Annotated in this window: 22 protein-coding genes and 1 riboswitch; of the genes, 17 read left to right on the top strand and 5 right to left on the bottom strand. The window is 43.1% G+C overall.

The window, feature by feature from the left end:
* The first annotated feature begins 46 nt into the window (after positions 1–46).
* Both HM131_RS14525 and HM131_RS14520 read left to right on the top strand, forming a co-directional pair.
* Entirely contained in the window at positions 47–973 is a 927-nt protein-coding gene (locus HM131_RS14525) for an LCP family glycopolymer transferase (RefSeq protein ID WP_085030451.1), read from the top strand.
* Between the two features lie 193 nt (positions 974–1,166).
* Positions 1,167–2,135, top strand: coding sequence for a hypothetical protein (locus tag HM131_RS14520; protein WP_085030450.1), 969 nt, complete (start codon positions 1,167–1,169; stop codon positions 2,133–2,135).
* A gap of 70 nt (positions 2,136–2,205) precedes the next feature.
* Here the strand turns inward: HM131_RS14520 and HM131_RS14515 are convergent, their stop codons facing one another.
* The 4 genes from HM131_RS14515 to sda all read right to left on the bottom strand — a co-directional run bounded on the left by HM131_RS14515 (position 2,206) and on the right by sda (position 4,810).
* Complete coding sequence (locus HM131_RS14515; protein ID WP_085030449.1) at positions 2,206–3,069, bottom strand: SDR family oxidoreductase; 864 nt, start codon at positions 3,067–3,069, stop codon at positions 2,206–2,208.
* A 111-nt stretch (positions 3,070–3,180) separates the two neighbouring features.
* A complete protein-coding gene (locus tag HM131_RS14510) occupies positions 3,181–3,504 on the bottom strand; it encodes a hypothetical protein (RefSeq protein ID WP_085030448.1) in 324 nt (107 codons plus the stop codon).
* A 312-nt stretch (positions 3,505–3,816) separates the two neighbouring features.
* Positions 3,817–4,521 (bottom strand): DUF421 domain-containing protein, encoded by a 705-nt coding sequence (locus HM131_RS14505; RefSeq protein WP_085030447.1) that lies wholly within the window; start codon positions 4,519–4,521, stop codon positions 3,817–3,819.
* 121 nt (positions 4,522–4,642) lie between these two features.
* Entirely contained in the window at positions 4,643–4,810 is a 168-nt protein-coding gene (sda, locus tag HM131_RS14500) for a sporulation histidine kinase inhibitor Sda (protein ID WP_085030446.1), read from the bottom strand.
* A gap of 48 nt (positions 4,811–4,858) precedes the next feature.
* Positions 4,859–4,942, bottom strand: a riboswitch (cyclic di-GMP riboswitch).
* Between the two features lie 254 nt (positions 4,943–5,196).
* Here sda and HM131_RS14495 point away from each other — a divergent pair.
* On the top strand, positions 5,197–5,385 hold the full coding sequence (locus HM131_RS14495) for a hypothetical protein (protein WP_085030445.1): 189 nt from the start codon (positions 5,197–5,199) through the stop codon (positions 5,383–5,385).
* Positions 5,386–5,886: 501 nt separating this feature from the next.
* On the opposite strand, the gene HM131_RS14490 is transcribed toward HM131_RS14495, so the two are convergent.
* Complete coding sequence (locus tag HM131_RS14490) at positions 5,887–6,009, bottom strand: YjcZ family sporulation protein (protein ID WP_085030444.1); 123 nt, start codon at positions 6,007–6,009, stop codon at positions 5,887–5,889.
* Between the two features lie 605 nt (positions 6,010–6,614).
* Between HM131_RS14490 and ilvE the strand changes: the two genes are divergently transcribed.
* From ilvE to hxlB, 14 genes are all read left to right on the top strand, one after another.
* Positions 6,615–7,517 (top strand): branched-chain-amino-acid transaminase, encoded by a 903-nt coding sequence (gene ilvE, locus HM131_RS14485; protein WP_085030443.1) that lies wholly within the window; start codon positions 6,615–6,617, stop codon positions 7,515–7,517.
* 391 nt (positions 7,518–7,908) lie between these two features.
* On the top strand, positions 7,909–9,627 hold the full coding sequence (gene ilvB / locus HM131_RS14480) for a biosynthetic-type acetolactate synthase large subunit (protein ID WP_085030442.1): 1,719 nt from the start codon (positions 7,909–7,911) through the stop codon (positions 9,625–9,627).
* Positions 9,624–10,145 carry an acetolactate synthase small subunit gene (gene ilvN / locus HM131_RS14475; RefSeq protein WP_085030441.1) on the top strand — a complete coding sequence of 174 codons (522 nt, stop codon included), beginning with the start codon at positions 9,624–9,626 and terminating at the stop codon, positions 10,143–10,145. The genes ilvB and ilvN overlap by 4 nt, the downstream gene beginning before the upstream one ends.
* A 30-nt stretch (positions 10,146–10,175) precedes the next feature.
* Complete coding sequence (gene ilvC, locus HM131_RS14470; RefSeq protein WP_085030440.1) at positions 10,176–11,207, top strand: ketol-acid reductoisomerase; 1,032 nt, start codon at positions 10,176–10,178, stop codon at positions 11,205–11,207.
* Complete coding sequence (locus HM131_RS14465; protein ID WP_085030439.1) at positions 11,194–12,738, top strand: 2-isopropylmalate synthase; 1,545 nt, start codon at positions 11,194–11,196, stop codon at positions 12,736–12,738. Before ilvC ends, HM131_RS14465 begins: the two co-directional genes overlap by 14 nt.
* 15 nt (positions 12,739–12,753) lie before the next feature.
* The gene (leuB, locus tag HM131_RS14460) at positions 12,754–13,860 is read left to right on the top strand and encodes a 3-isopropylmalate dehydrogenase (RefSeq protein ID WP_085030438.1); all 1,107 of its coding nucleotides are present in this window, start codon (positions 12,754–12,756) and stop codon (positions 13,858–13,860) included.
* 18 nt (positions 13,861–13,878) lie between these two features.
* Positions 13,879–15,297 (top strand): 3-isopropylmalate dehydratase large subunit, encoded by a 1,419-nt coding sequence (gene leuC, locus HM131_RS14455; RefSeq protein WP_085030437.1) that lies wholly within the window; start codon positions 13,879–13,881, stop codon positions 15,295–15,297.
* 4 nt (positions 15,298–15,301) lie between these two features.
* The gene (gene leuD, locus HM131_RS14450; RefSeq protein ID WP_085030436.1) at positions 15,302–15,910 is read left to right on the top strand and encodes a 3-isopropylmalate dehydratase small subunit; all 609 of its coding nucleotides are present in this window, start codon (positions 15,302–15,304) and stop codon (positions 15,908–15,910) included.
* Between the two features lie 14 nt (positions 15,911–15,924).
* On the top strand, positions 15,925–16,884 hold the full coding sequence (gene ilvA, locus HM131_RS14445; RefSeq protein ID WP_232324797.1) for a threonine ammonia-lyase: 960 nt from the start codon (positions 15,925–15,927) through the stop codon (positions 16,882–16,884).
* 237 nt (positions 16,885–17,121) lie between these two features.
* Complete coding sequence (locus HM131_RS14440; protein WP_085030434.1) at positions 17,122–17,634, top strand: SRPBCC family protein; 513 nt, start codon at positions 17,122–17,124, stop codon at positions 17,632–17,634.
* Between the two features lie 190 nt (positions 17,635–17,824).
* Positions 17,825–18,829, top strand: a complete 1,005-nt coding sequence (locus HM131_RS14435) for a LacI family DNA-binding transcriptional regulator (RefSeq protein WP_085030433.1) — start codon at positions 17,825–17,827, stop codon at positions 18,827–18,829.
* Between the two features lie 20 nt (positions 18,830–18,849).
* Positions 18,850–19,803, top strand: coding sequence for a sugar kinase (locus HM131_RS14430; protein ID WP_085030432.1), 954 nt, complete (start codon positions 18,850–18,852; stop codon positions 19,801–19,803).
* Positions 19,804–19,810: 7 nt separating this feature from the next.
* Complete coding sequence (gene hxlA, locus HM131_RS14425; protein ID WP_085030431.1) at positions 19,811–20,464, top strand: 3-hexulose-6-phosphate synthase; 654 nt, start codon at positions 19,811–19,813, stop codon at positions 20,462–20,464.
* Positions 20,433–20,987, top strand: a complete 555-nt coding sequence (gene hxlB / locus HM131_RS14420) for a 6-phospho-3-hexuloisomerase (protein WP_085030430.1) — start codon at positions 20,433–20,435, stop codon at positions 20,985–20,987. The genes hxlA and hxlB overlap by 32 nt, the downstream gene beginning before the upstream one ends.
* The last annotated feature ends 3 nt before the right edge of the window (positions 20,988–20,990 follow it).

The following is a 20,990-nucleotide window of genomic DNA, read 5'->3' as shown; positions in this document are numbered from 1 at the left end:
CATTTATTAAAACAAAGCTATCAGGTTTACTAGTGGGGGATGAGATATGGGCAAAAAAATTATATTGTTTATTTTGACCTCAGTTACTGTGCTTACTTTAGGGGCTTGCAGTTATGCTTTTAACTTCATTACATCAACCTCCACAAGTGTGTATGAAGAGATCGGAAAGAGGACGGGATATGAAGACCGCAGGGAAAACCTCAGTCTGTCTGAAGGTGACCCTATCTCTGTTTTGCTGATGGGGCTGGACAGACGACCGGGTGAAACAACAAGTAGGACAGATACGCTGATTCTGATGACCATTAATCCTGATTCAAACTCCACCCAAATGGTAAGTGTACCTCGTGATACCTACACAGAGATGGAAGGTGCTGTAAATAAAATCAATAGTTCGTATCAAGTAGGCGGAACAGAATTAACTGTCCAGTCTGTTGAGGATCTTTTAGACGTTCCAGTGGATTATTTTGCAAAAGTTAATTTTAATGGCTTTGAAAATATCGTGGATACTTTAGGCGGAGTCAAAGTGCAAAATGACTTAGGTTTCAATACGGCGGGGTTGGGATTTGATATTAAAGATACGTACTTCCCGAAAGGCGAATTACATTTGAATGGTAAAGAAGCTTTAATCTATGCTCGTATGAGAAAAAAAGACCCAAGAGGGGATTTTGGTCGGCAAATACGTCAGCGCCAAGTGATTGAAGCCCTGATCAGCAAAGCTACAAGTTTATCTACTGTTACTAAATTCGATGACATGGTTAAGGTGCTTGAGGATAATGTGAAAACCAATATGACGTTCAAGGATATGTGGCACCTTCAATCCAATTATAAAGCCGCTCGTAACAACATCACGCAACATAATATTGAAGGTAAGGGGAAAAACATCAACGGGAAGTACTATTATATTCCTGATAAGGAGAAACTCCGTCAAATTTCTAATCAACTAAACGAACATCTTGAGCGTAATACTCAGTAGTTGAGTGGAAAATGAAACTAAGAAGACAGATAAAAACAATCATTCTAAATCGTAAAGGGGGATGGTATCCCTCTTTTTTTTCCAAAATATATAAAAACCTATGTAAAAACAGCTATTTTAATAAAAAACGACCGGATTCGACAATATCCACCCGAAACCTATAAAAAGAAAAATTGAGTGGAGGAAGGTAGTTATGGATTACACTATGATTTTCGATATAAAAGTACTGCTTGTAGTCATTGCAGCGCTCGGCTGTTTTGTTCTAGGGTTATTATTAGTTTTACTGAACAAGAGTAAAAAACATAGAGAAGAGTTAATAGAGATTGAAACGGAAGCCATCTCAGATTTGGATAAAGTCGAACAAGAATATAAACAAAAAGATAATGAACGTGATGAAAAGATTAAAGAAGAATATGAAGCTAAAATCAGTGAGTTTAAAACATATGTACACAATATTGAAGAAATATCAAAAAACTCGACTGATATTCAAATCCATACTCTTTTAACAGATCTGAAAGAGAAGTTGGTAAGAGAAGGGGTTATCAAACCATTAGAAATGATGGTGCTTTCAAACGTGTTTCTGCCAATGAAGACTGAAAAAAGTGAAATGACTCCTAACAAAATTAATCACATCGTATTGATGAGAACAGGCATTTACATCATCGATAACAATGAGTTTTATGGAAATATACTTCATGGACTTACCAGGGGCAAAGCAAAAGAGTTCTCGTTCCTTTTCGATCATCTTTCTACAACTGAAGAAAAAGAAGCAGAGAAGACAATCATTTTCGAGAATAACAATGTTGACCAGACAGGAATGAATGTTTATTCTGTTAAAAACCCAGTATCTAATTTGTTGGGTGGAGTCGATTATTTCAAACAATTGCTTAGAGGGCAGATTAATGACAGTGCTGTTACACCTATCCTTTATTTTAATCATCATGACAATAGTCTTATTAATTTTTCCGAAATGAAGGCACCGTACGTTTTTGATGATCAAGCCGTTCTATCAAAGTTTTTTGTACGACAATTGGAAAAGGCGAATACAGTGTACACAGAAGGAGAACTAGAAAAGATAAAAAGTACGATCGAAAATTTAAATCCAACTCAATCTCTCTCTTTTAATACAAATACATTGGATAGAACAAAACTGCAGGCGTAAAGTAAACCCGAATGATGACAAGCTATCAAGGAAGTCATTATTCGGGTTTTTCCATTTCGGTCATTTTCTATTATCCATTGACCGGAATTCCGCCATTCACATGAATCATCTGTCCGGTTACATAACTGGAGTCATTACTTGCTAAATAGACAAAAGCTGGAGCAACTTCCCTGGGCTGTCCAGGTCGTCCCATTGGGTTATCAGAACCAAATTCGGCAACTTTCTGTTTGTCAAAACTTGCTGGGATGAGCGGAGTCCAGATTGGTCCAGGAGCAACCCCATTAACGCGAATGCCTTTACTTACAAGTGACTTAGCTAGAGATCTAGTAAAAGCCGTGATCGCTCCTTTTGTCGATGAATAATCAATCAACTGTTCGTTTCCCTGATAAGCGGTGACGGAAGAGGTGTTGATAATGCTGCTTCCTTTTTTAAGGTGGGGAAGGACAGCTTTCGTCATATAAAGGTAAGAAAAGAAGTTGGTACGGAATGTCTTTTCCATTTGCTCGTTTGTAATATCAAGAAAATTCTGTTGGGGATACTGTTCGGCCGCGTTGTTAACTAGTATATCAATGGTCCCAAAGCTGTCTGTAATTTGTTTTACAGCGTTCTCACAAAAAATAGAGTCACCGATATCACCACTGATTAGCTCACATTTTTTCTCTTCATTTTCAACTAGTTTCTTAGTCGCTTCAGCGTCTTCATGTTCATCAAGGTAGAGGATGGCTACGTCTGCCCCTTCTTTGGCAAAGTATAAACTTACCGCACGGCCAATACCGCTGTCTCCACCTGTGACGACGGCTACTTTTCCACTTAGCTTTCCGCTGCCATTGTATTTCTCATCTACGTATGCGGGCAGTGGGTTCATTTCGTATTCAAATCCAGGCTGACGGTTTTGATGTTGTTTTGGCTGTATTTCCTTCTTGTTATTTGACATAGATTTTCCTCCTAAGTCACCCATACATTCATGGTTAGCCTTCCCAATTCATTTTTTATCAACCATGAAAAACAAAAAGAGCAGGTGTCATAGCATCTGCTCTTTTCTGCCTTATTGGCCACGTCTTTCTTCTGATGGTTCTTCGTCAAGATCTGGCTCTTCTTCATCCATGTTATACGGCGTGTCACGCTCACCAGGCTGACGGATATGATCGCGGTCGTTATCACCATTTCTATCCATGTCCATATCCATATCTCGATCCATATTTGGATTTCTACGCTGGTCTAGATCGTTATCTCCGTCGTTATAACGGACTGGATCGTAGTTTACATCTTCTGGATCCTCATTCATCTCATTGTTATCAACGTTACATGCAGCTAACATGCCTGTTGAGACAAGAAGAGACATTGTTAGGATTAATAATTTCTTTTTCATTTCTTTCCCTCCGTGTACATTTATAGATTGAAACATTTTATAATGTGTACACTTTTAAATTTTTTACTCTTTTATCATGGAATTTTTTAAAGAAGTGTCAGGTTAAACCGCTCGTACTGATATTTTTCTTATACGCCGTCAACTATTTAATGGAGGGTTCCAGCCAACCCTTCTCTTGATATAGTAAATGCCCCAGAAAAGCTTGAAGGTGACTCTTCGGGATTAAGAAGAATATTGAAGGTTCATAATGAGCACCGCTGAGTGCTAACAAATCAAATGTAAAGGGGGGAATGAAAATAATAGAAGGTATGTTCATTCAACATCCGATGGAGATTGAATATGATCTTGATAGGAATCAATAAAAAGAATGCCATTGCTGTTCACAACCGCATAGTACACATCTTCAATCGTTAAATTCCTTTTTTTCAATTCAGCTGTAATCCATGAATCATTGTAGCGATCAGAGAAATTTTTCTTTATCAATCTTCCGTCCATGATCAGCTCAATAGGCAAAGATCCAGGGGATGAAGAAAGGTTTAGATCTCTCTTTGTCACCGGCTGAAATTGGTTCTTTTTACGAATGGATAATTCGCCGCTTACTTCCACCATCGCATCATCCACTTCATTAATATCAAATATTCCAAACTCTCTTAAATGTTGGTTAAGGTCATCTAAGGAGAATTTAATCTTCTTCATATTGTCCTCAAGAATTTTGCCACCTTCCATAACTACGGTAGGCTGACCTGAAATCCAGGACCGTAATCGTCGGCTTTTGGCAGCTAAAAAAAGTAATAAATAAAACATGCAAACTAAAGCAAGGAAACCAGCGGTCATCTCAAAAAAATTCAAATTTGTATTAAATCCCATATTAGCTATAATTGACCCGATCGTAATAGAAAGGGCAAAGCTATAGTAATTTTTATGCGCATTGATATGTTTACCTGTAAACAAAGTGACGACGACTAAAAGGACAAAGCTCCCTATAGACCTTGAAACGACTTGAATGAAGTCCTCCATCATTACCCTCCTTTTTGTCTAGTAACAGTATGAACCAAAACAAGCACCTTATTAGAGGGAAGAAGGAAGCGAGGTAAAAATGGACAAAAAAAGCCCCTCTACTATTAGAGGGGTATCGTAGTTAAACCGTTACCTTTTCTTTTTTTCGACGTTCAATTACAGGTCTAGTATAGTCTAATCCCCGTCGAGTCATTTCCTGTTTTAATAATTGAACGAATTCAAGCGAAAGCTCTAGTTTGCATGCCATTTGATAAGTATCTACCAGTAAATCGTTAGGCAGTTTTTTCACCTAAGCGCCCCCTTGATTCATTCATTTTAAAGAATGAAAAATAAATAGCCTCGCAGGAGCCGGTTGCACTAATTACTCCCTATAATTCAAGTGCCCAGATAAGAATTACAGTTCATCGTATTCTCTCTGAAAAAATTCGATTATGATATCGGCATATGGTCTATTATAAATTATTTCGAATCGTTTAACTATACTAAAAATTCCCTAAAATTTGTGAAGCAGTGACGATTGCCTCCGACGACTGTTTATTTATGGAATAAACGGAAGAAACAGGTCGATCAATAAAGTCAACCTTGAGACCTAGGTTCACAAAGACCTAAATCGGGTATAGTGCTAATATGCTACTGAATAGTAGTTCATTAGTCGATGGGTATGGAGGTGATTGTATGAGCTTGATGTTTACAAGTGTGAACAGGGGAGTGGAGGATAAGAGGTGCTCTCTCATAAGCAAGTTAATGGACTTGGGATACACTCAAGATTGTCTCGGAAAAAGAACAAGAGATATGACCTTGCCAGAGCTTGAACAAATTTATATCAACCTAGAATACAAACAAAATGAGGAAATGGGAGTTTAAGGTTCTCTTTAAAAGAAAAGGAGAGCAATTCCGCCAGCCAGCAAACCAACCGATCCAGCAGCAAACACAATCTTACCTGTTCGATTTAACTTATGGAAAATTCGCACAAACATTTTGATACGCCTCCTTGTTTTAGAATTCTTTCTTACTTAAAAATACGTTTTAGAGATAGAAAAGGATTCATACTTATTGGAATTATACTTATTTTATTGAATCAAGAGCAGCGGCTCTTGATTTTTTATGTCCAGAAAACTATAAAGTGATTTGTATATGGGCAAGAGACAGCATACACCTCCAGCGTCTAGCTCTTTCAGACCTCAGTCAATCGACTTTATTTAGAAACAGAAATTCAGTTCATCGCTCGTCTTATGATTGTAGGGCTCCCAAGCCGCATGCATTTTTTTCTGGATATAAGAAAAACCAGAGGATGGTGAAGCTGCCTCTGGTTACTGCGTGAATCACTTGAGAACGGGTAACGGTGATTCACAATGATATTCGATTTTAGTAATAGAAAGAAGCTCCTACGATAATCAAAAGAATAAACAACACAACGATCAATACGAATGAACTTCCACCGTATCTTCCGCCGTATCCGCAGCCGCCGTAGCCACCATACCAGCCCATGTGTTTCACCACCTTTTTTGTCCTATACCACAAACTATGAAGGGACAAGAAGACATGAGAGGGCGGATGACTAAGTAAAAAGTTTATATAAAGATTTTTCGCTAAGAGTGTGAAATTAAGTGTGCACGACTTAATGATTGGGTGTGAATAATTCACCAAAGAAAATGTAAATAAATAGTCACTCTTTTAGTGTTATTTATTAGGTCATAACTCTAATTTAGAGTAAAATTTTTTCTGATTCTCACCACCTGGAAATTAGCTTATTTTTCCTTGAAAAAAAGATAAAAAAGAAAAAAAGAAAGAACGTTCTAACGCTTGTACGCCTTGGCTGGAGCGCATGTAAGCGCTTTACGAAAAAGCTGAATAATCTAAGTGTTCAGAAAACTTTTTAAAAAGCTGTTGACCTTAGACTCAAATCCGTTTAAAGTAGTCCTCAATCAACTACACCGAAACCCCGAATTAATCGGATGGTTGATTTCATGTGGAAGGACCATTTGGACCCTGACAAAGTAAGAGTGCATGCTTACCCAGGCAGGGTCCGCTCTTTATCAATCATTCTTTAATTATTTCAAACATTAAACTATAAAAAGAAAGGAGTGCTAAGAATGAGCAGCCAATGGATTTATTTAGGTGGCGAATATGTCAACAAAAATGAGGCCGTCGTTTCCGTTTACGACCATGGTTTCTTATATGGAGATGGGGTGTTCGAAGGCATTCGTGTCTACGAAGGCAACATCTTTAAGCTCGACGAACATTTGAATCGCTTGTATGATTCAGCAAAATCAATCATGCTTCAGATTCCATATGAAAAGGAGGAGCTGGAAGAAATTATTGCGGAAACCGTCCGAAAAAATCAGCTGGAGACCGCTTATATTCGCGTCGTTGTTTCTAGAGGATCTGGCAACTTGGGTCTAGATCCAGCGAGTTGTTCAAATCCACGTGTGGTTGTCATTGCTGAGGCACTCGCTTTATTCCCGAAAGAACTCTATGAACGCGGGGTAAGACTTGCATCTGTATCAAGCCGAAGAAACCGGCCGGACGTTTTACCTCCACAAGTGAAATCATTAAATTATTTAAATAATATCTTAGTGAAAATGGAAGCGAATCAAATAGGTGTAGATGAAGCCCTCATGCTGAATGATCAAGGTTACGTAACAGAAGGTTCAGCTGACAACATCTTCATCGTGAAGAATGGAACGATCCTGACGCCACCGACTTATCTAGGAGCACTCGAAGGAATAACGCGAAACGCCATCATCGATTTAGCCAAAGATAAAGGCTATGAAGTAAAAGAACAGCCGTTTACACGACATGATGTTTACGTGGCTGATGAAGTTTTCTTAACAGGAACAGCAGCTGAGGTCATTGCCGTTGTAGAAGTAGATCAGCGTCAAGTAGGAGATGGAAGCCCTGGCGTTGTTACAAATCACCTTCTCTCTGAATTCAGAAAGATCACAACCACAGATGGTCACAAAGTGTATGCTGAGAACCAGGCGAACGTCAGCTAGTTAATTGACAATTGAACAAATCCTAATGCGAAGACGGGAATAAAGGAATAAGTTCTTGTATTCACAGAGAGCCGGGGTTGCTGGAAGCCCGGAAATACATCTTATTCTGACATCATCCCAGAGTGTCCTTGCTGAACCTCTCAAGTAGGCAGGACCAGGTGTTTCACTGCACCTGTTATCAAAAGGAATTCAGCTGAATTCCATGAGGTGAAGCAATATGCTTCATGAACGAGGGTGGTACCGTGGAAACAGAAGACCTTTTCACCCCTCTCTTTCCTTATACCGTTCTGTGTATGAGGAAGCAGAGGATGGGAAAGGTCTTTTTTCATGAAGTAACTTCAGCGCTAATCGAGCGCTTAAGCTTTAAAGTTCAAGTAGGAGGGATTAAAAAATGAAGGCAGAGGCAAGTGTGAAGGAGCAGACGGCCACGAAGACAGGGGCGGATTTGTTAGTAGAAGCGTTGATCGATCAAAAAGTCGATACGTTGTTCGGGTACCCGGGTGGAGCTGTACTACCGATTTATGATGCCATCTATCGTGCGAAAGGAAGTTTCGACCATATCCTGCCAAGACATGAGCAGGGAGGCATCCATGCAGCGGAAGGGTATGCGAGAGTATCCGGCAGACCAGGAGTTGTGATCGGAACTTCAGGCCCGGGGGCTACAAACCTTGTGACTGGGATCGCGGATGCGATGATGGATTCTATTCCACTCGTCATTTTCACTGGCCAAGTCGCTAAAGGCGTTATAGGAACAGATGCGTTCCAGGAGTCCGACATCATGGGTATCACGACACCAATCACAAAACACAACTATCAAGTTCAAGCGATCGAAGAGCTCCCTAGAATTGTGAAGGAAGCCTTTCATATTGCCACGACCGGACGTCCTGGCCCTGTTGTCGTAGATATTCCAAAAGATATTTCATCGACGGTTCAAGCAAATAAAGTCGATGATAGCTTTCACCTTCCGGGTTATCAACCGAATCTAAAACCAAATCCGCTTCAGATCAATAAACTTCACGAAGCTCTAGTGGCAGCCAAGAAACCAGTGGTCCTTGCAGGTTCAGGAATCGTTCATGCAGGTGCTTCAGACGAATTGAGAGAATTCGTTCATAATTACCAGCTGCCTGTCACGACTACACTGCTCGGTCTAGGAAGTTACCCAGGCAATGATGATCTGTCGCTTGGAATGGCCGGAATGCACGGAACATACGCAGCAAACATTGCCCTTTACGAATGCGACTTGTTAATCAATATCGGTTCCCGTTTCGATGATCGACTGACCGGAAACCTGAAACATTTTGCACCGTCAGCAACTGTTGCGCACATCGATGTTGATCCTGCTGAGATCGGTAAAAACGTACCGACACAAATCCCGATCGTATCCGATGCAAAAGCGGCACTCCAATCGATCAACAAGAAGAAAGTCCAGGGGCTTGATCATAAAAACTGGATGGCTGATATCGACCATAATAAGACGGAATGTCCACTGTGGCATGAACAGCCAGAATCAGAAATTGTTCCTCAATGGTTGATCCAAAAAGTCTATGAATATACCAAAGGCGAGGCTGTAGTAACCACTGATGTTGGTCAGCACCAGATGTGGGCGGCGCAATATTATCATTTTGACCGTCCGAATCGCTGGGTAACTTCAGGAGGCTTGGGAACGATGGGATACGGCTTCCCAGCAGCTATTGGTGCACAGCTCGCAGATATGGATTCTACTTGCGTAGCGATCGTAGGAGACGGCGGGTTCCAGATGACCATGCAAGAGCTGTCTATCTTACAAGAGCGGAGGCTGCCGGTGAAAGTACTCATCGTTAACAATCAGGCGCTGGGTATGGTTCGTCAGTGGCAAGAGAAGTTCTATGAGGAGCGTTATTCCGAATCCATTATCGATGTTCAGCCTGATTTCGTAAAACTTGCAGAAAGCTATCAAGTCCCAGGGTATTATATCGACTCACAAAAGAGTTTGGAGGAAGTCCTTCCGAAAGTGCTAGCTGACGATCAGCCAGCAGTTATCGATTGCCGCGTACTTCAGAAGGAGAATGTATATCCAATGATTGCCCCAGGTAAAGGGCTTCACGAAATGATTGGGGTGAAGAAACCATGAGAAGGATTGTAACAGCCATCGTCCACAACCGAAGCGGTGTTCTAAACCGGGTCACCGGGTTGCTGGCGAAGCGGCAGTTCAATATAGAAAGCATCTCCGTCGGACGAACGGAAACGGAGGGGGTCTCAAAAATGACCTTCGTCGTGGAAGTGGAAGACGAGAGAAAGCTAGAACAGCTTACTAAACAGCTGAACAAACAAATTGATGTGTTGAAAGTTTCGGATATTACAGACAAAGCGATCGTTGCAAGAGAACTAGCGATGGTGAAAGTCATCAGTAACCCGCAAATCCGAAATGAAATTCAGGGCATCATCGAACCGTTCCGCGCGTCAATTATTGATGTCAGCAAAGAAAGTGTGACGGTTCAGGTAACTGGAAAATCAGATAAAGTCGATGCCCTTATCGAACTATTAAGACCTTATGGAATCAAAGAATTGGCTCGCACCGGTTTAACAGCCTTTACAAGAGGTCATCAGCCGCAAGTTGCCGAGTTCAAACCTTATTCACTACTAAAATAATCAAAATAATCACGGAGAGGATGTTTACAAATGGCAAAAGTTTATTATCACAACGATATTCAAGATGAGGTACTAAAAAATAAAAAGGTGGCCGTTGTTGGATACGGTTCCCAAGGTCATGCTCACGCTCAGAACTTGAAAGAAAGCGGTCATGACGTAGTGGTTGGACTTCGTAAAGGGAAGTCCTGGGATAAAGCTGAACAAGACGGCCTTGAAGTTAAAGTCGTAGCAGAAGCTGTAGCGGACGCAGATGTGGTCATGGTTCTCTTGCCGGATGAACATCAGCCGAGTGTATATGAAGAACACATCAAACCGAACCTGAAGTCTGGCGCAGCATTGGCTTTCGCTCACGGTTTCAATGTTCACTTCAACCAGGTGGTTCCTCCATCTGATGTTGACGTTTTCCTTGTTGCACCAAAAGGGCCAGGACACCTTGTCCGTCGTACTTTTGAAGAAGGCGCAGGCGTACCGGCACTAATCGGTGTTGAGCAAAATGTAACAGGTGAAGCGAAAGAAATCGCGCTTGCTTACGCTAAAGGCATTGGAGGCGGCCGTGCAGGCGTACTTGAAACAAGTTTCCAAGAAGAAACGGAAACCGATCTATTTGGAGAGCAGGCAGTACTTTGCGGCGGCCTTTCAAGTTTAGTTAAAGCCGGATTCGAAACGCTGACAGAAGCTGGCTATCAGCCGGAAGTTGCTTACTTCGAGTGCATGCACGAACTGAAACTTATCGTCGACCTTATGTACGAAGGCGGTCTTGAGGGCATGCGTTATTCCATTTCTGATACAGCACAGTGGGGTGACTTCGTTTCAGGTCCGCGTGTTGTCGACGAATCTACGAAAGCCCGCATGAAGGATGTACTAACTGATATCCAGACAGGTAAATTCGCTAAAGGCTGGATTCTTGAAAACAAAGTCAATCGTCCGGAATTCAACGCAATCAATGCAAGAGAGAATAGTCATCAAATCGAAAAGGTGGGTAGAGAGCTCCGTGAATTAATGCCATTCGTCAAGAAATCCCAATCCAAAGAAAAGGATGTGGTCACACATGGCTCACGTTAATGTATTCGATACAACACTAAGAGATGGAGAGCAGTCCGCTGGAGTCAATTTGAATCGTTTAGAGAAACTTGAAATTGCCAAACAGCTGGAACGTTTAGGGGTAGATATTATGGAAGCGGGTTTTCCTGCTTCCTCCCAAGGCGACTTTGATGCCGTCAAAGAGATTGCGGATACCGTCCGAGGTTGTTCGGTTACAGGATTAGCGAGAGCAAACAAGCGTGATATCGACATCGCTTGGGAGGCCTTGAAAGGCGGAGCGGAGCCGAGGTTGCATATTTTTCTAGCAACCTCCCCAATCCACATGACTCATAAATTGAAGAAAACGCCAGAGGAAATCGTTGAAACCGCTGTGGAAATGGTGGCTTACGCGAAGGAAAAATTCCCGCACGTCCAGTGGTCAGCAGAAGATGCAAGCCGCTCCGATCTTGACTTCTTAGTCCATATTATTGAGAAAGTGATCGATGCCGGTGCTACAGTCATCAACCTGCCTGATACGGTCGGCTACACGACGCCGGATGAATATGGCAAGATGTTTCAGTACGTGAAAGAACACGTGCCGAATATTGATAAAGCCATTCTTTCTGCACATTGCCACGATGATCTAGGAATGGCTGTAAGCAATAGCATTTCTGCTATCGAACATGGGGTACGACAAATTGAAGGAACGATCAACGGAATTGGCGAACGTGCAGGAAACGCAGCTCTTGAAGAGATTGCCGTTGCCCTTCAAATCCGTAAAGACCGTTACGACTATCAGACTAACCTCGTGTTAAATGAAATCAAACGTACGAGTGATCTTGTCAGCAGGCTGACAGGCATGATGGTCCCAGGAAATAAAGCGGTTGTTGGACGTAATGCTTTCGCTCACGAATCTGGTATTCACCAGGACGGTGTGTTGAAGGAAGCATCAACGTACGAAATTATCACCCCAGCGATGGTTGGCATCGATTCCAATCGAATGGTCCTGGGCAAACATTCTGGGCGACACGCGTTCAAACAAAAAGCACAAGAGCTTGGGTTCGAACTGAACGAGTCTAAGCTGAAAGAAGCGTTTGAATCCTTCAAGAACCTTACAGGCAAGAAGAAAGAAGTTACAGAAGACGATCTGTTTGCGATTCTAACCGATACACAAACAGAAAACGAAGATCAGCCTAAGTACGAGATGAAGGCTTTCCAAGTGCAATACGGAAGTATCAATCGTCCGACGGCTACAGTATTGCTTACCCGTCCAGATGGTGAGGAAGTCGAGAAAGCAAATACAGGTGAAGGAAGCGTAGAAGCGATTTACAATACGCTGGATGATTTGATTGATGCAGATGTTCATTTGCAGGATTATCAATTAAGTTCAATCGGTAAAGGGCGAGATGCTCTGGCTGAAGTTCATGTTCAACTGACCGTCAATGGTGTGAAAGCATCTGGTCGTGCTGCCGATCAGGACGTACTGGAAGCTTCGGCCAACGCCTTCATCAATGCTGTAAACCGTACACTTAATCGACAATACAAGGATTCGTATCAACAAGTCCAAGTCTAAAAAGGGGGATGTCCAATGAAAAAGCATATCGTTCTTTTGCCGGGAGATGGAATCGGCCCGGAAGTCACCAAAGCAGCTAAACGCGTTCTTGAAGCCGTTGCAGAACGCTATCAACACACGTTCACGTTTGAAAGTCAAGACATCGGAGGAGCGGCGATCGATCAACAAGGATCACCGCTTCCTGAAAATACAGTAGAAGCGTGCAAAAAAGCCGATGCTGTTTTTCTCGGAGCTGTTGGAGGTCCAAAATGGGATCAACTGCCTGGCCACATGAGGCCAGAAAAAGGACTGCTTGGCATCCGTAAACAACTTGGACTTTTTGCAAATCTTCGTCCCGTCAAAGCTTATCAGCAATTGCTGCATGCATCGCCGCTTAAGCCTGAAGTCGTCGCAGGTAGTGACCTTCTGATCGTTCGTGAGCTGACTGGTGGCCTGTATTTCGGTGAGCCAAGTGAACGTAGGAAGAATGGCAAGGAAGTTGTTGATACACTTGCATATCAAAAAGAAGAAATCGAACGTATTGTAGAAAAAGGATTCGAAAGTGCAAGACTTCGCAGAAAGCACCTCACTTCCGTCGATAAAGCGAACGTATTGGAATCAAGCCGTATGTGGCGTGAAGTTGTTGAAGAAAAGAAAAAGGATTACCCGGATGTTACCGTTGAGCATATGCTTGTAGACGCTGCAGCGATGAAGCTTGTCACGAACCCATCGGCTTTCGATGTTATTGTCACTGAGAATATGTTCGGAGACATTTTGAGTGATGAAGCATCTGTTCTTACTGGGTCACTCGGCATGCTTCCATCGGCGAGTGTAAGAAGTGACGGTGTAGGACTCTACGAACCGGTACACGGTTCTGCTCCAGATATTGCCGGAGAAAATAAAGCCAATCCTCTGGCTGCTATCCTTTCAACGGCGATGATGCTGAAACATTCCTTCCAAATGGAAGAAGAAGCAGAGGAAATTGAAAAAGCCGTGGCTGATGTATTGCAAGCTCGTTATCATACAGCAGATCTGCAAATAACGAACGGCGTTCAAGTAAGCGGAAGTGAACTTGCAAATAAAGTGATCGAACAATTGAGTACAAGTGATGCAGCTGAAAATATCATGCGCTGTTACGTGTAAAAGAGGGGAGTGGAACAAATGAGTCAACCGAAGACAATTATTGAGAAGATTTGGGAGCAGCATGTTGTTCATGAAGAAGAGGGGAAGCCGAACCTATTATATATCGACTTACATTTGGTCCATGAAGTGACTTCCCCTCAAGCATTTGAAGGTTTGCGAATGAGTGGCCGAAAGGTGCGGCGTCCTGAACGCACCTTCGCCACGATGGATCACAACGTTCCGACCGTCCATCGGAACGTTATCAAGGATGCCGTTTCTAAGAAACAAATGGAAACGCTGAAAGAAAACTGTGAAGAGTTCGGAATTAATTTGGCAGACATCAACCACCCGGATCAAGGAATTGTACACGTAATTGGTCCTGAACTTGGACTGACACAGCCTGGTAAGACGATTGTTTGCGGGGATAGCCACACGTCAACCCATGGAGCATTTGGAGCTCTTGCCTTTGGTATTGGGACAAGTGAAGTGGAACACGTCTTAGCCACACAATCTTTGTGGCAGGCAAAGCCGAAAACCCTTCAAGTTCATATTGAAGGAAAACTGGGTACAGGCGTAACTGCAAAGGATTTAATTCTCGCGATCATCGGAAAGTATGGTGTCCGTTTTGGTACAGGGCACGTCATTGAATATACTGGTGAGGCGATCCGCAACCTTTCCATGGAAGAGAGAATGACGGTTTGCAACATGTCGATCGAGGCTGGCGCAAGAGCAGGCTTGATCAGTCCCGACCAGACCACAGTCGATTATTTGAAAGGTAAACGTTACGTTCCAGAAGGCGAAGCTTTTGACGAAATCGCTGAACAGTGGCTGTCTCTAGCATCTGACGAAGGAGCAAGTTACGATCAGACCGTCACGATGCACGCCAACGAAATTGAGCCACAAGTGACATGGGGAACAAACCCATCTCAATGTGTACCGGTTGGCGGAAGCGTTCCTGATCCGGAAGCAATGACTGAGGACGAGGACAAGGATGGTGTACAGCGTGCCATTGATTATATGGGACTAGAAGCGAATCAGCCGATTGTTTCCATCCCGGTTGAGCATGTGTTCATCGGTTCGTGTACCAACTCCAGACTGAGTGACTTGAGAAAAGCGGCTGAAATCGTTCGCGGCGGCAAAGTCCATGAAAATGTGAGAGCGCTTGTCGTTCCAGGTTCCAAGTCCGTCAAAGACGCGGCTGAAGCGGAAGGTTTAGATACAATCTTCCTTACAGCTGGATTTGAATGGCGCGATGCTGGATGCAGCATGTGCCTTGCAATGAATGATGATATCGTTCCGCCAGGCGAACGCTGTGCTTCCACATCAAACCGAAACTTTGAAGGGCGTCAAGGAAACGGAGCGAGAACTCATCTTGTCAGCCCTGAAATGGCAGCCGCCGCTGCGCTCGAAGGAAAGTTCGTCGATGTCAGAAAATACGCCAGTGCTGTAGGAGGGTGAAGACATGGAGCCATTGAAGAAGCATGAAGGTCTCGTCTATCCGCTTAACCGCTCGAATGTGGATACAGACCAAATTATTCCGAAGCAATTTTTGAAACGAATTGAACGACAGGGATTTGGACAATTCCTTTTCTACAACTGGCGTTTCCATGACGATGGGACGCCAAGAGAAGACTTTTCGCTGAATGATCCGATGTATGACGGTGCCTCGATTCTTGTAGGCGGTGAAAACTTCGGATGCGGGTCTTCTCGTGAGCATGCTCCGTGGGCGATTCAGGATTACGGCTTCCGCGTCGTAGTTGCCCCGAGTTTTGCTGATATTTTTTACAGCAACTGCTTTAAGAACGGTATCCTGCCGATCCAGCTGCCAAAGTCCGTAACGGAACAATGGATTCAAAAAGCAAGCGATCAGCCATACGAACTAAGCGTCGACCTGGAACAGCAAGTTATCTCTGACGGGGAACAAGACGTTTCCTTCGATATCCAGCCTTATCACAAAGAAATGTTGTTGAATGGCTGGGATGAAATTGCTGTGACGTTAACGTATGAAGATCAAATCGATCAATTCGAAAAAACAAATTCAAAGGGAGTGAAGACGTTGGGGATTTCTTAACGCTAGCAAAAGTAATGGATGCACATGAAAAATTACAAGAGGTGATTCACCGGACGCCTTTAGAAACATCGGCGACCCTCAATCAGCAAACCGGTCAAGACGTGTACTTGAAAATGGAAAACCAGCAAAAAACAGGAGCATTTAAAGTGAGAGGTGCTTCTTACAAAGTGGAAAGCTTAACGGATGAAGAGGCTCGGCGTGGAGTTATCGCTGCCTCTGCCGGCAACCACGCCCAGGGCGTAGCTCTCGCTGCAACAAAACGTGGTATCCAAGCGAAAATCTTCATGCCGGAAGCAACACCACGGGCAAAAGTTGAAGCGACAGAAGGCTATGGAGCAAGAGTCGTTCTCACAGGCGAGTCCTTTCAGGAAGCCTATCAGGCGGCCATGAAGGAGCAGGAACGCTTAGGGGCAACCTTCCTTCACCCGTTTGACGATTACGACGTCATGGCCGGCCAAGGAACGATTGCTGTTGAAATGCTTCAACAGCAGCCGGACCTCGATACCTTATATGTTCCAATCGGTGGGGGCGGCCTAATCAGCGGAGTGGCATTCGCAGCCAAACAGCTGAAGCCAGATATCCGAGTCATCGGTGTCCAATCCGCCAAAGCCCCGTCCACTTACAATGCCCTTTATAAAAAAGGACCTGAAAAGCTGACTTCCGTTGCTACGATTGCTGATGGAATCGCTGTGAAGGAAAAAGGGAAACTCACCTTTTCTTGCATCCAAAAGTATGTGGATCAAGTCATCACAGTCGATGAGCAAGAAATCGCTAAAGCCATGCTGATGTTATTGGAAAGAGAGAAGACACTCGTTGAAGGAGCAGGCGCTACAGCGTTAGCCGGTCTTCTTAGCGGGCAAGCTTCTTCTGACAGTCAGCGTTGCGGTGTGATTTTGAGTGGAGGGAACATGGATCTATCCAAACTTCCCTTGATCCGCAAGCTAGCCAACTCGAAGAAAATGGTGATCGCGTAACATGAAGACTGCCGTACCTTAAAGGTGCGGCAGTTTTTTGTGTGAAAAGGTGTTGAACAGGGAATGGGTGCATAACTCGTCCGAAATAGTGTAAGGTGCATCTAAAATGATGCAAGACGCGCTGAGTATGGTGCAAACATCATCTCAAATGGTGCAAGCTCCCATCCAAACGGTGTTCAACGAGAATGGTAAGGTGGATTTGGTATAAATAGACTTCATTTACAAGGAGGATTTCTAATGTCCGATCACCCTAAGAAATTCACGATGACACGAACGTTTCACGCCCCAAGAGACATCCTGTATGAAGCATGGACAGAGTCCGAACACCTGCATCACTGGTGGGCCCCTAGAGAAGACGCGGTCGAAGTGAAAGAGCAGGATCTCACTCGAAAGGGAGGCGACTACCAATATAAAGAGAGCGACAACCAAGGTCGTCCGGTATGGGGGAAGTTTAACTATCGCGAGTTAGAGGGACCGGAAAAACTGACCTACGTGCATTCCTACTTAAATGAGAAAGGCAAATTAACCCGTGGGCCGTATCATGATTATTGGCCAATGGAAGTGGTAAACACGGTTACCTTTTCAGAGGAGGATGGCGTGACTACTGTTCATTTTAAAGGGGAGCCAATTTATGTCACAGAGGAAGAAAGGGAGGCTTTCGAACAATCTCAGGATCAATTAAAACAGGGATTTAATGGGGCTTTTGATCAATTAGAAGAATACATCGAATCTATAAAAAGAAGAAAGTAAGAGGTAAACACCACCCTAAGCTAGGGTGGTGTTTTTTACTTAAAAAGTAAATGATATAGATAATTAGAACTAAACTAAAACTTTTTGAAAATTTGGGTTGTAAAACGCTTTCATCACATTTATACTGTTACTAAATCGATTTACTAAATCGGTTTAGTTAAAAGAAATTCAGAATATTGGAGATTTGAAAATGAGAAAAGTGACGATTGCAGATGTTGCAGCTCAAGCGAATGTTTCGAAGAGCACAGTATCTCAATACTTAAATAAACGATATGACTATATGGGCGAAAAAACAAAGGAAAAAGTGAAGGCAGCGATTGAAGAACTTGGTTACCAGCCGAACATTGTTGCCCGCAGCTTGAAACAAAAATCTACAAAAACGATCGGCGTGATCGTCGCCAATATCTTGCACACCTTCACAACAGAGGTTACAAGGGCGATAGAAGATTTTTGCAATGGATCTGATTTTCACACAATCATCTGTAATGCGGACGATGATCCCGATAAAGAAAAACATTATATTGAAATGTTACGGGCAAAGCAAGTGGATGGACTAATTATTTTTCCCACGGGTAACAACCGAGAACTTTATCAGCGCATGCTTGATGATCAGTATCCAGTTGTTTTTCTCGACCGTTCCGTTCAAGACATACCGGTATCAGCGGTCCTGCTAGATAACGAGAAGGCATCACAGTTAGCGGTCGACCACCTAGTGCAAAAAGGTTATGAAAAGATCGGTATAATCACTACGTCAATCATTAATCACATTACACCGAGGCTTGAACGTATTCAGGGATACGAAGAAGCAATTCGTAAGCACGGGTTACAATTAAATGAAAATTACGTTAAGAGTGCTGAGCCATCGGAAATTCAGGATAGGCTTAACGAACTGCTAAATCTCGATACACCACCAGAAGCCATTGTAGCTGGAAACGATCTCGTATTAATAGAAGTATTAAAGTACGTAAAACAAAATCATATTCGCATCCCTGAAGAGCTCGCGGTCATTGGTATTGATGATGTATCATTCGCAAGCTTCTACACACCAGCGATAACCACAGTCGCTCAGCCTACTTTCAAAATGGGGAAAATGGCAGCAGAAGTTTTACTCGATAAGATCAGCAAAAAGAAGATAAAGGATGATCGTCCGGACTTTCGTTTTGAACCGAAATTGATGGTGCGAGATTCTGTTTAATCGTAGAAGGAGGGTCATTGATGAAGGATGTTATGACGATGGGAGATGCGATGATCACATTCGATCCATCTCACAACGGTCCAATGAGATATTCTACATCTTTTGAGAGGAAAGCAGGAGGTGCAGAATTCAATTTTGCTATTGGCTGTGCCAGGCTTGGACTAAAGACTGGATGGGTAAGTCGCCTAGGAAATGATGAGTTTGGGAAATACATCCGTAATTTTGCAAGAGGAGAGGGAATTGATGTTTCTTCTGTGAAGTTGATGGATAACTATTCTACCTCGTTAAACTTTAAAGAAATTTTAGAAGACGGGAGCGGCAGGACTTTTTATTACCGGGAAAAATCCCCGACAGAGACACTTACAGAACACACGGTTGATTCACAAGCTTTTCGAAATGTACGCCTTTTCCATGTTACAGGTGTATTCGCTGCCATAAGTCCTGAAAAAAATATAAATCTCATGAAACGCGCGATAACCATTGCCAAAGACCAAGGCGCTCTCATCTCGTTCGACCCAAACATTCGATTGAAGCTTTGGAGCAAAGAAGAAGCGAACTATTGGCTGACTCAGTTGTTACCTTACATCGACATTATGCTCACAGGAACAGAAGAGGCAGATATACTCTTAGGAGAAAACGAACCTGAAAAAATTATTCAGGCTTGTAAACGGTTTGGAATCCTAAGCGTAGCTGTTAAAAAAGGTGCTGAAGGGGCTATTGCCCATCACGACGGACAAACCCTTTCGATGCCAGCTGTTCCTCCTTCTAAAGTTGTTGATACGGTAGGAGCTGGTGATGGTTTTGATGCAGGATTTGTTTATGGTCTGTTAAATAAGTGGTCTTTAAAGAGAACGCTTCATTTTGCCAACACCATAGGTTCTATGGTTGTGAGTGTATACGGCGATAATGAAGGACTGCCTGAGCTTGAAGATGTACAAGTGAAGTTAGGTGAAAAAGAATACGTCGAAAGGTGAGGATCCTATGAATCTTCAATTGGCGCTTGACAGGCTTGATGAAGAAACTTGCCTGCATTTGATTGAAGAAACCTACGAATCTATCGATTGGATTGAAGTCGGTACTGGAGTAATCAAAGAGTATGGAATGGAAATCATTAGAAAAATCCGTATAGCTTATCCATCTTGCACCATTGTTGCTGACATGAAGACATGTGATGCTGGTAGGCACGAAGCGGCTCAAGCTTTTGAAGCAGGGGCAGACATTACAACAGTGATGGCTTTTTCAGCTGATCAAACCATTTCAGATACGTTAAAAGTAGCCAGAAAATTCAGCGGACGCATAATGGTCGACCTTTTAGGAGTTCAGGACCAGCTACGAATTCATGAATTGGCGAACCTAGGCGTCGATTTAGTCAGTCTCCATTTTGGAAAAGACATGCAGGAACAAGGTGGTTTTGACGTTAGTGCGTTTCAATTGACAAAGGATTATCCAGACCTTGATGTTGCCGTTGCAGGAGGCATAAATGAAGATATCCTCTCAAATATTTTAACCCATCAACCAGATGCAGTCATTGTTGGAAGCGCCATCACAAAATCCTCTAACCCTAAACAAACCGCTATAAGGATGAAGGAAAGGATGAACGAGTATGAAGCAGACGATTCACACGGTGTCATATGAAGTATCTCAGGTGCTTAGCCAAGTAAACGAGGGTGAAGCCGAATCTTTTTCTAAAGCTATTCAACATGCCAGTCGAATCTTTATTGCAGGTGAAGGCCGTTCAGGTTTAATGGGAAAAGCGTTTGCGATGAGATTGATGCACGGGGGGTACCAGGTGTTTGTTATTGGAGAAACAATCACGCCGAATATTGAAAAAGACGACTTGTTAGTTGTCATCTCTGGCTCAGGCTCAACAAATTCACTGTCCCATTATGCAGTAAGTGCAAAAGAAGCAGGTGCGGAAGTGGCCTTAGTCACCACGAACGCACAATCTAAAATCGCAGAAGTAAGTGATCAGCTTCTAGTCGTCCCAGCAGCAACAAAGAAACGTAGGCTGGAGGAGCCAGAAACGATACAGCCGCTTGGAAATCAATTTGATCAATCGGTCCACCTTCTGCTCGATAGCATCATTATCTATACCTTAGAGCAAACCAACGAAGCATCGTATGAAGAAATGACAAGTCGGCATGCGAATTTGGAGTAGGAA

It is taken from the genome of Halobacillus mangrovi, assembly GCF_002097535.1.
Classification (GTDB): domain Bacteria; phylum Bacillota; class Bacilli; order Bacillales; family Halobacillaceae; genus Halobacillus; species Halobacillus mangrovi_A.
This window is presented reverse-complemented; position numbering and strand designations above follow the sequence as displayed.

Coding starts and splice junctions, on each gene's coding strand:
- HM131_RS14515 (WP_085030449.1), bottom strand. CDS start 3,069: ATGTCAAATAACAAGAAGGAAATACAGCCAAAACAACATCAAAACCGT.
- HM131_RS14430 (WP_085030432.1), top strand. CDS start 18,850: ATGAAGGATGTTATGACGATGGGAGATGCGATGATCACATTCGATCCA.
- HM131_RS14465 (WP_085030439.1), top strand. CDS start 11,194: ATGGCTCACGTTAATGTATTCGATACAACACTAAGAGATGGAGAGCAG.
- hxlA (WP_085030431.1), top strand. CDS start 19,811: ATGAATCTTCAATTGGCGCTTGACAGGCTTGATGAAGAAACTTGCCTG.
- HM131_RS14495 (WP_085030445.1), top strand. CDS start 5,197: ATGAGCTTGATGTTTACAAGTGTGAACAGGGGAGTGGAGGATAAGAGG.
- hxlB (WP_085030430.1), top strand. CDS start 20,433: ATGAAGCAGACGATTCACACGGTGTCATATGAAGTATCTCAGGTGCTT.
- ilvC (WP_085030440.1), top strand. CDS start 10,176: ATGGCAAAAGTTTATTATCACAACGATATTCAAGATGAGGTACTAAAA.
- HM131_RS14525 (WP_085030451.1), top strand. CDS start 47: ATGGGCAAAAAAATTATATTGTTTATTTTGACCTCAGTTACTGTGCTT.
- HM131_RS14510 (WP_085030448.1), bottom strand. CDS start 3,504: ATGAAAAAGAAATTATTAATCCTAACAATGTCTCTTCTTGTCTCAACA.
- HM131_RS14505 (WP_085030447.1), bottom strand. CDS start 4,521: ATGGAGGACTTCATTCAAGTCGTTTCAAGGTCTATAGGGAGCTTTGTC.
- HM131_RS14440 (WP_085030434.1), top strand. CDS start 17,122: ATGTCCGATCACCCTAAGAAATTCACGATGACACGAACGTTTCACGCC.
- leuC (WP_085030437.1), top strand. CDS start 13,879: ATGAGTCAACCGAAGACAATTATTGAGAAGATTTGGGAGCAGCATGTT.
- leuD (WP_085030436.1), top strand. CDS start 15,302: ATGGAGCCATTGAAGAAGCATGAAGGTCTCGTCTATCCGCTTAACCGC.
- ilvN (WP_085030441.1), top strand. CDS start 9,624: ATGAGAAGGATTGTAACAGCCATCGTCCACAACCGAAGCGGTGTTCTA.
- HM131_RS14520 (WP_085030450.1), top strand. CDS start 1,167: ATGGATTACACTATGATTTTCGATATAAAAGTACTGCTTGTAGTCATT.
- ilvA (WP_232324797.1), top strand. CDS start 15,925: ATGGATGCACATGAAAAATTACAAGAGGTGATTCACCGGACGCCTTTA.
- ilvB (WP_085030442.1), top strand. CDS start 7,909: ATGAAGGCAGAGGCAAGTGTGAAGGAGCAGACGGCCACGAAGACAGGG.
- HM131_RS14435 (WP_085030433.1), top strand. CDS start 17,825: ATGAGAAAAGTGACGATTGCAGATGTTGCAGCTCAAGCGAATGTTTCG.
- ilvE (WP_085030443.1), top strand. CDS start 6,615: ATGAGCAGCCAATGGATTTATTTAGGTGGCGAATATGTCAACAAAAAT.
- leuB (WP_085030438.1), top strand. CDS start 12,754: ATGAAAAAGCATATCGTTCTTTTGCCGGGAGATGGAATCGGCCCGGAA.
- HM131_RS14490 (WP_085030444.1), bottom strand. CDS start 6,009: ATGGGCTGGTATGGTGGCTACGGCGGCTGCGGATACGGCGGAAGATAC.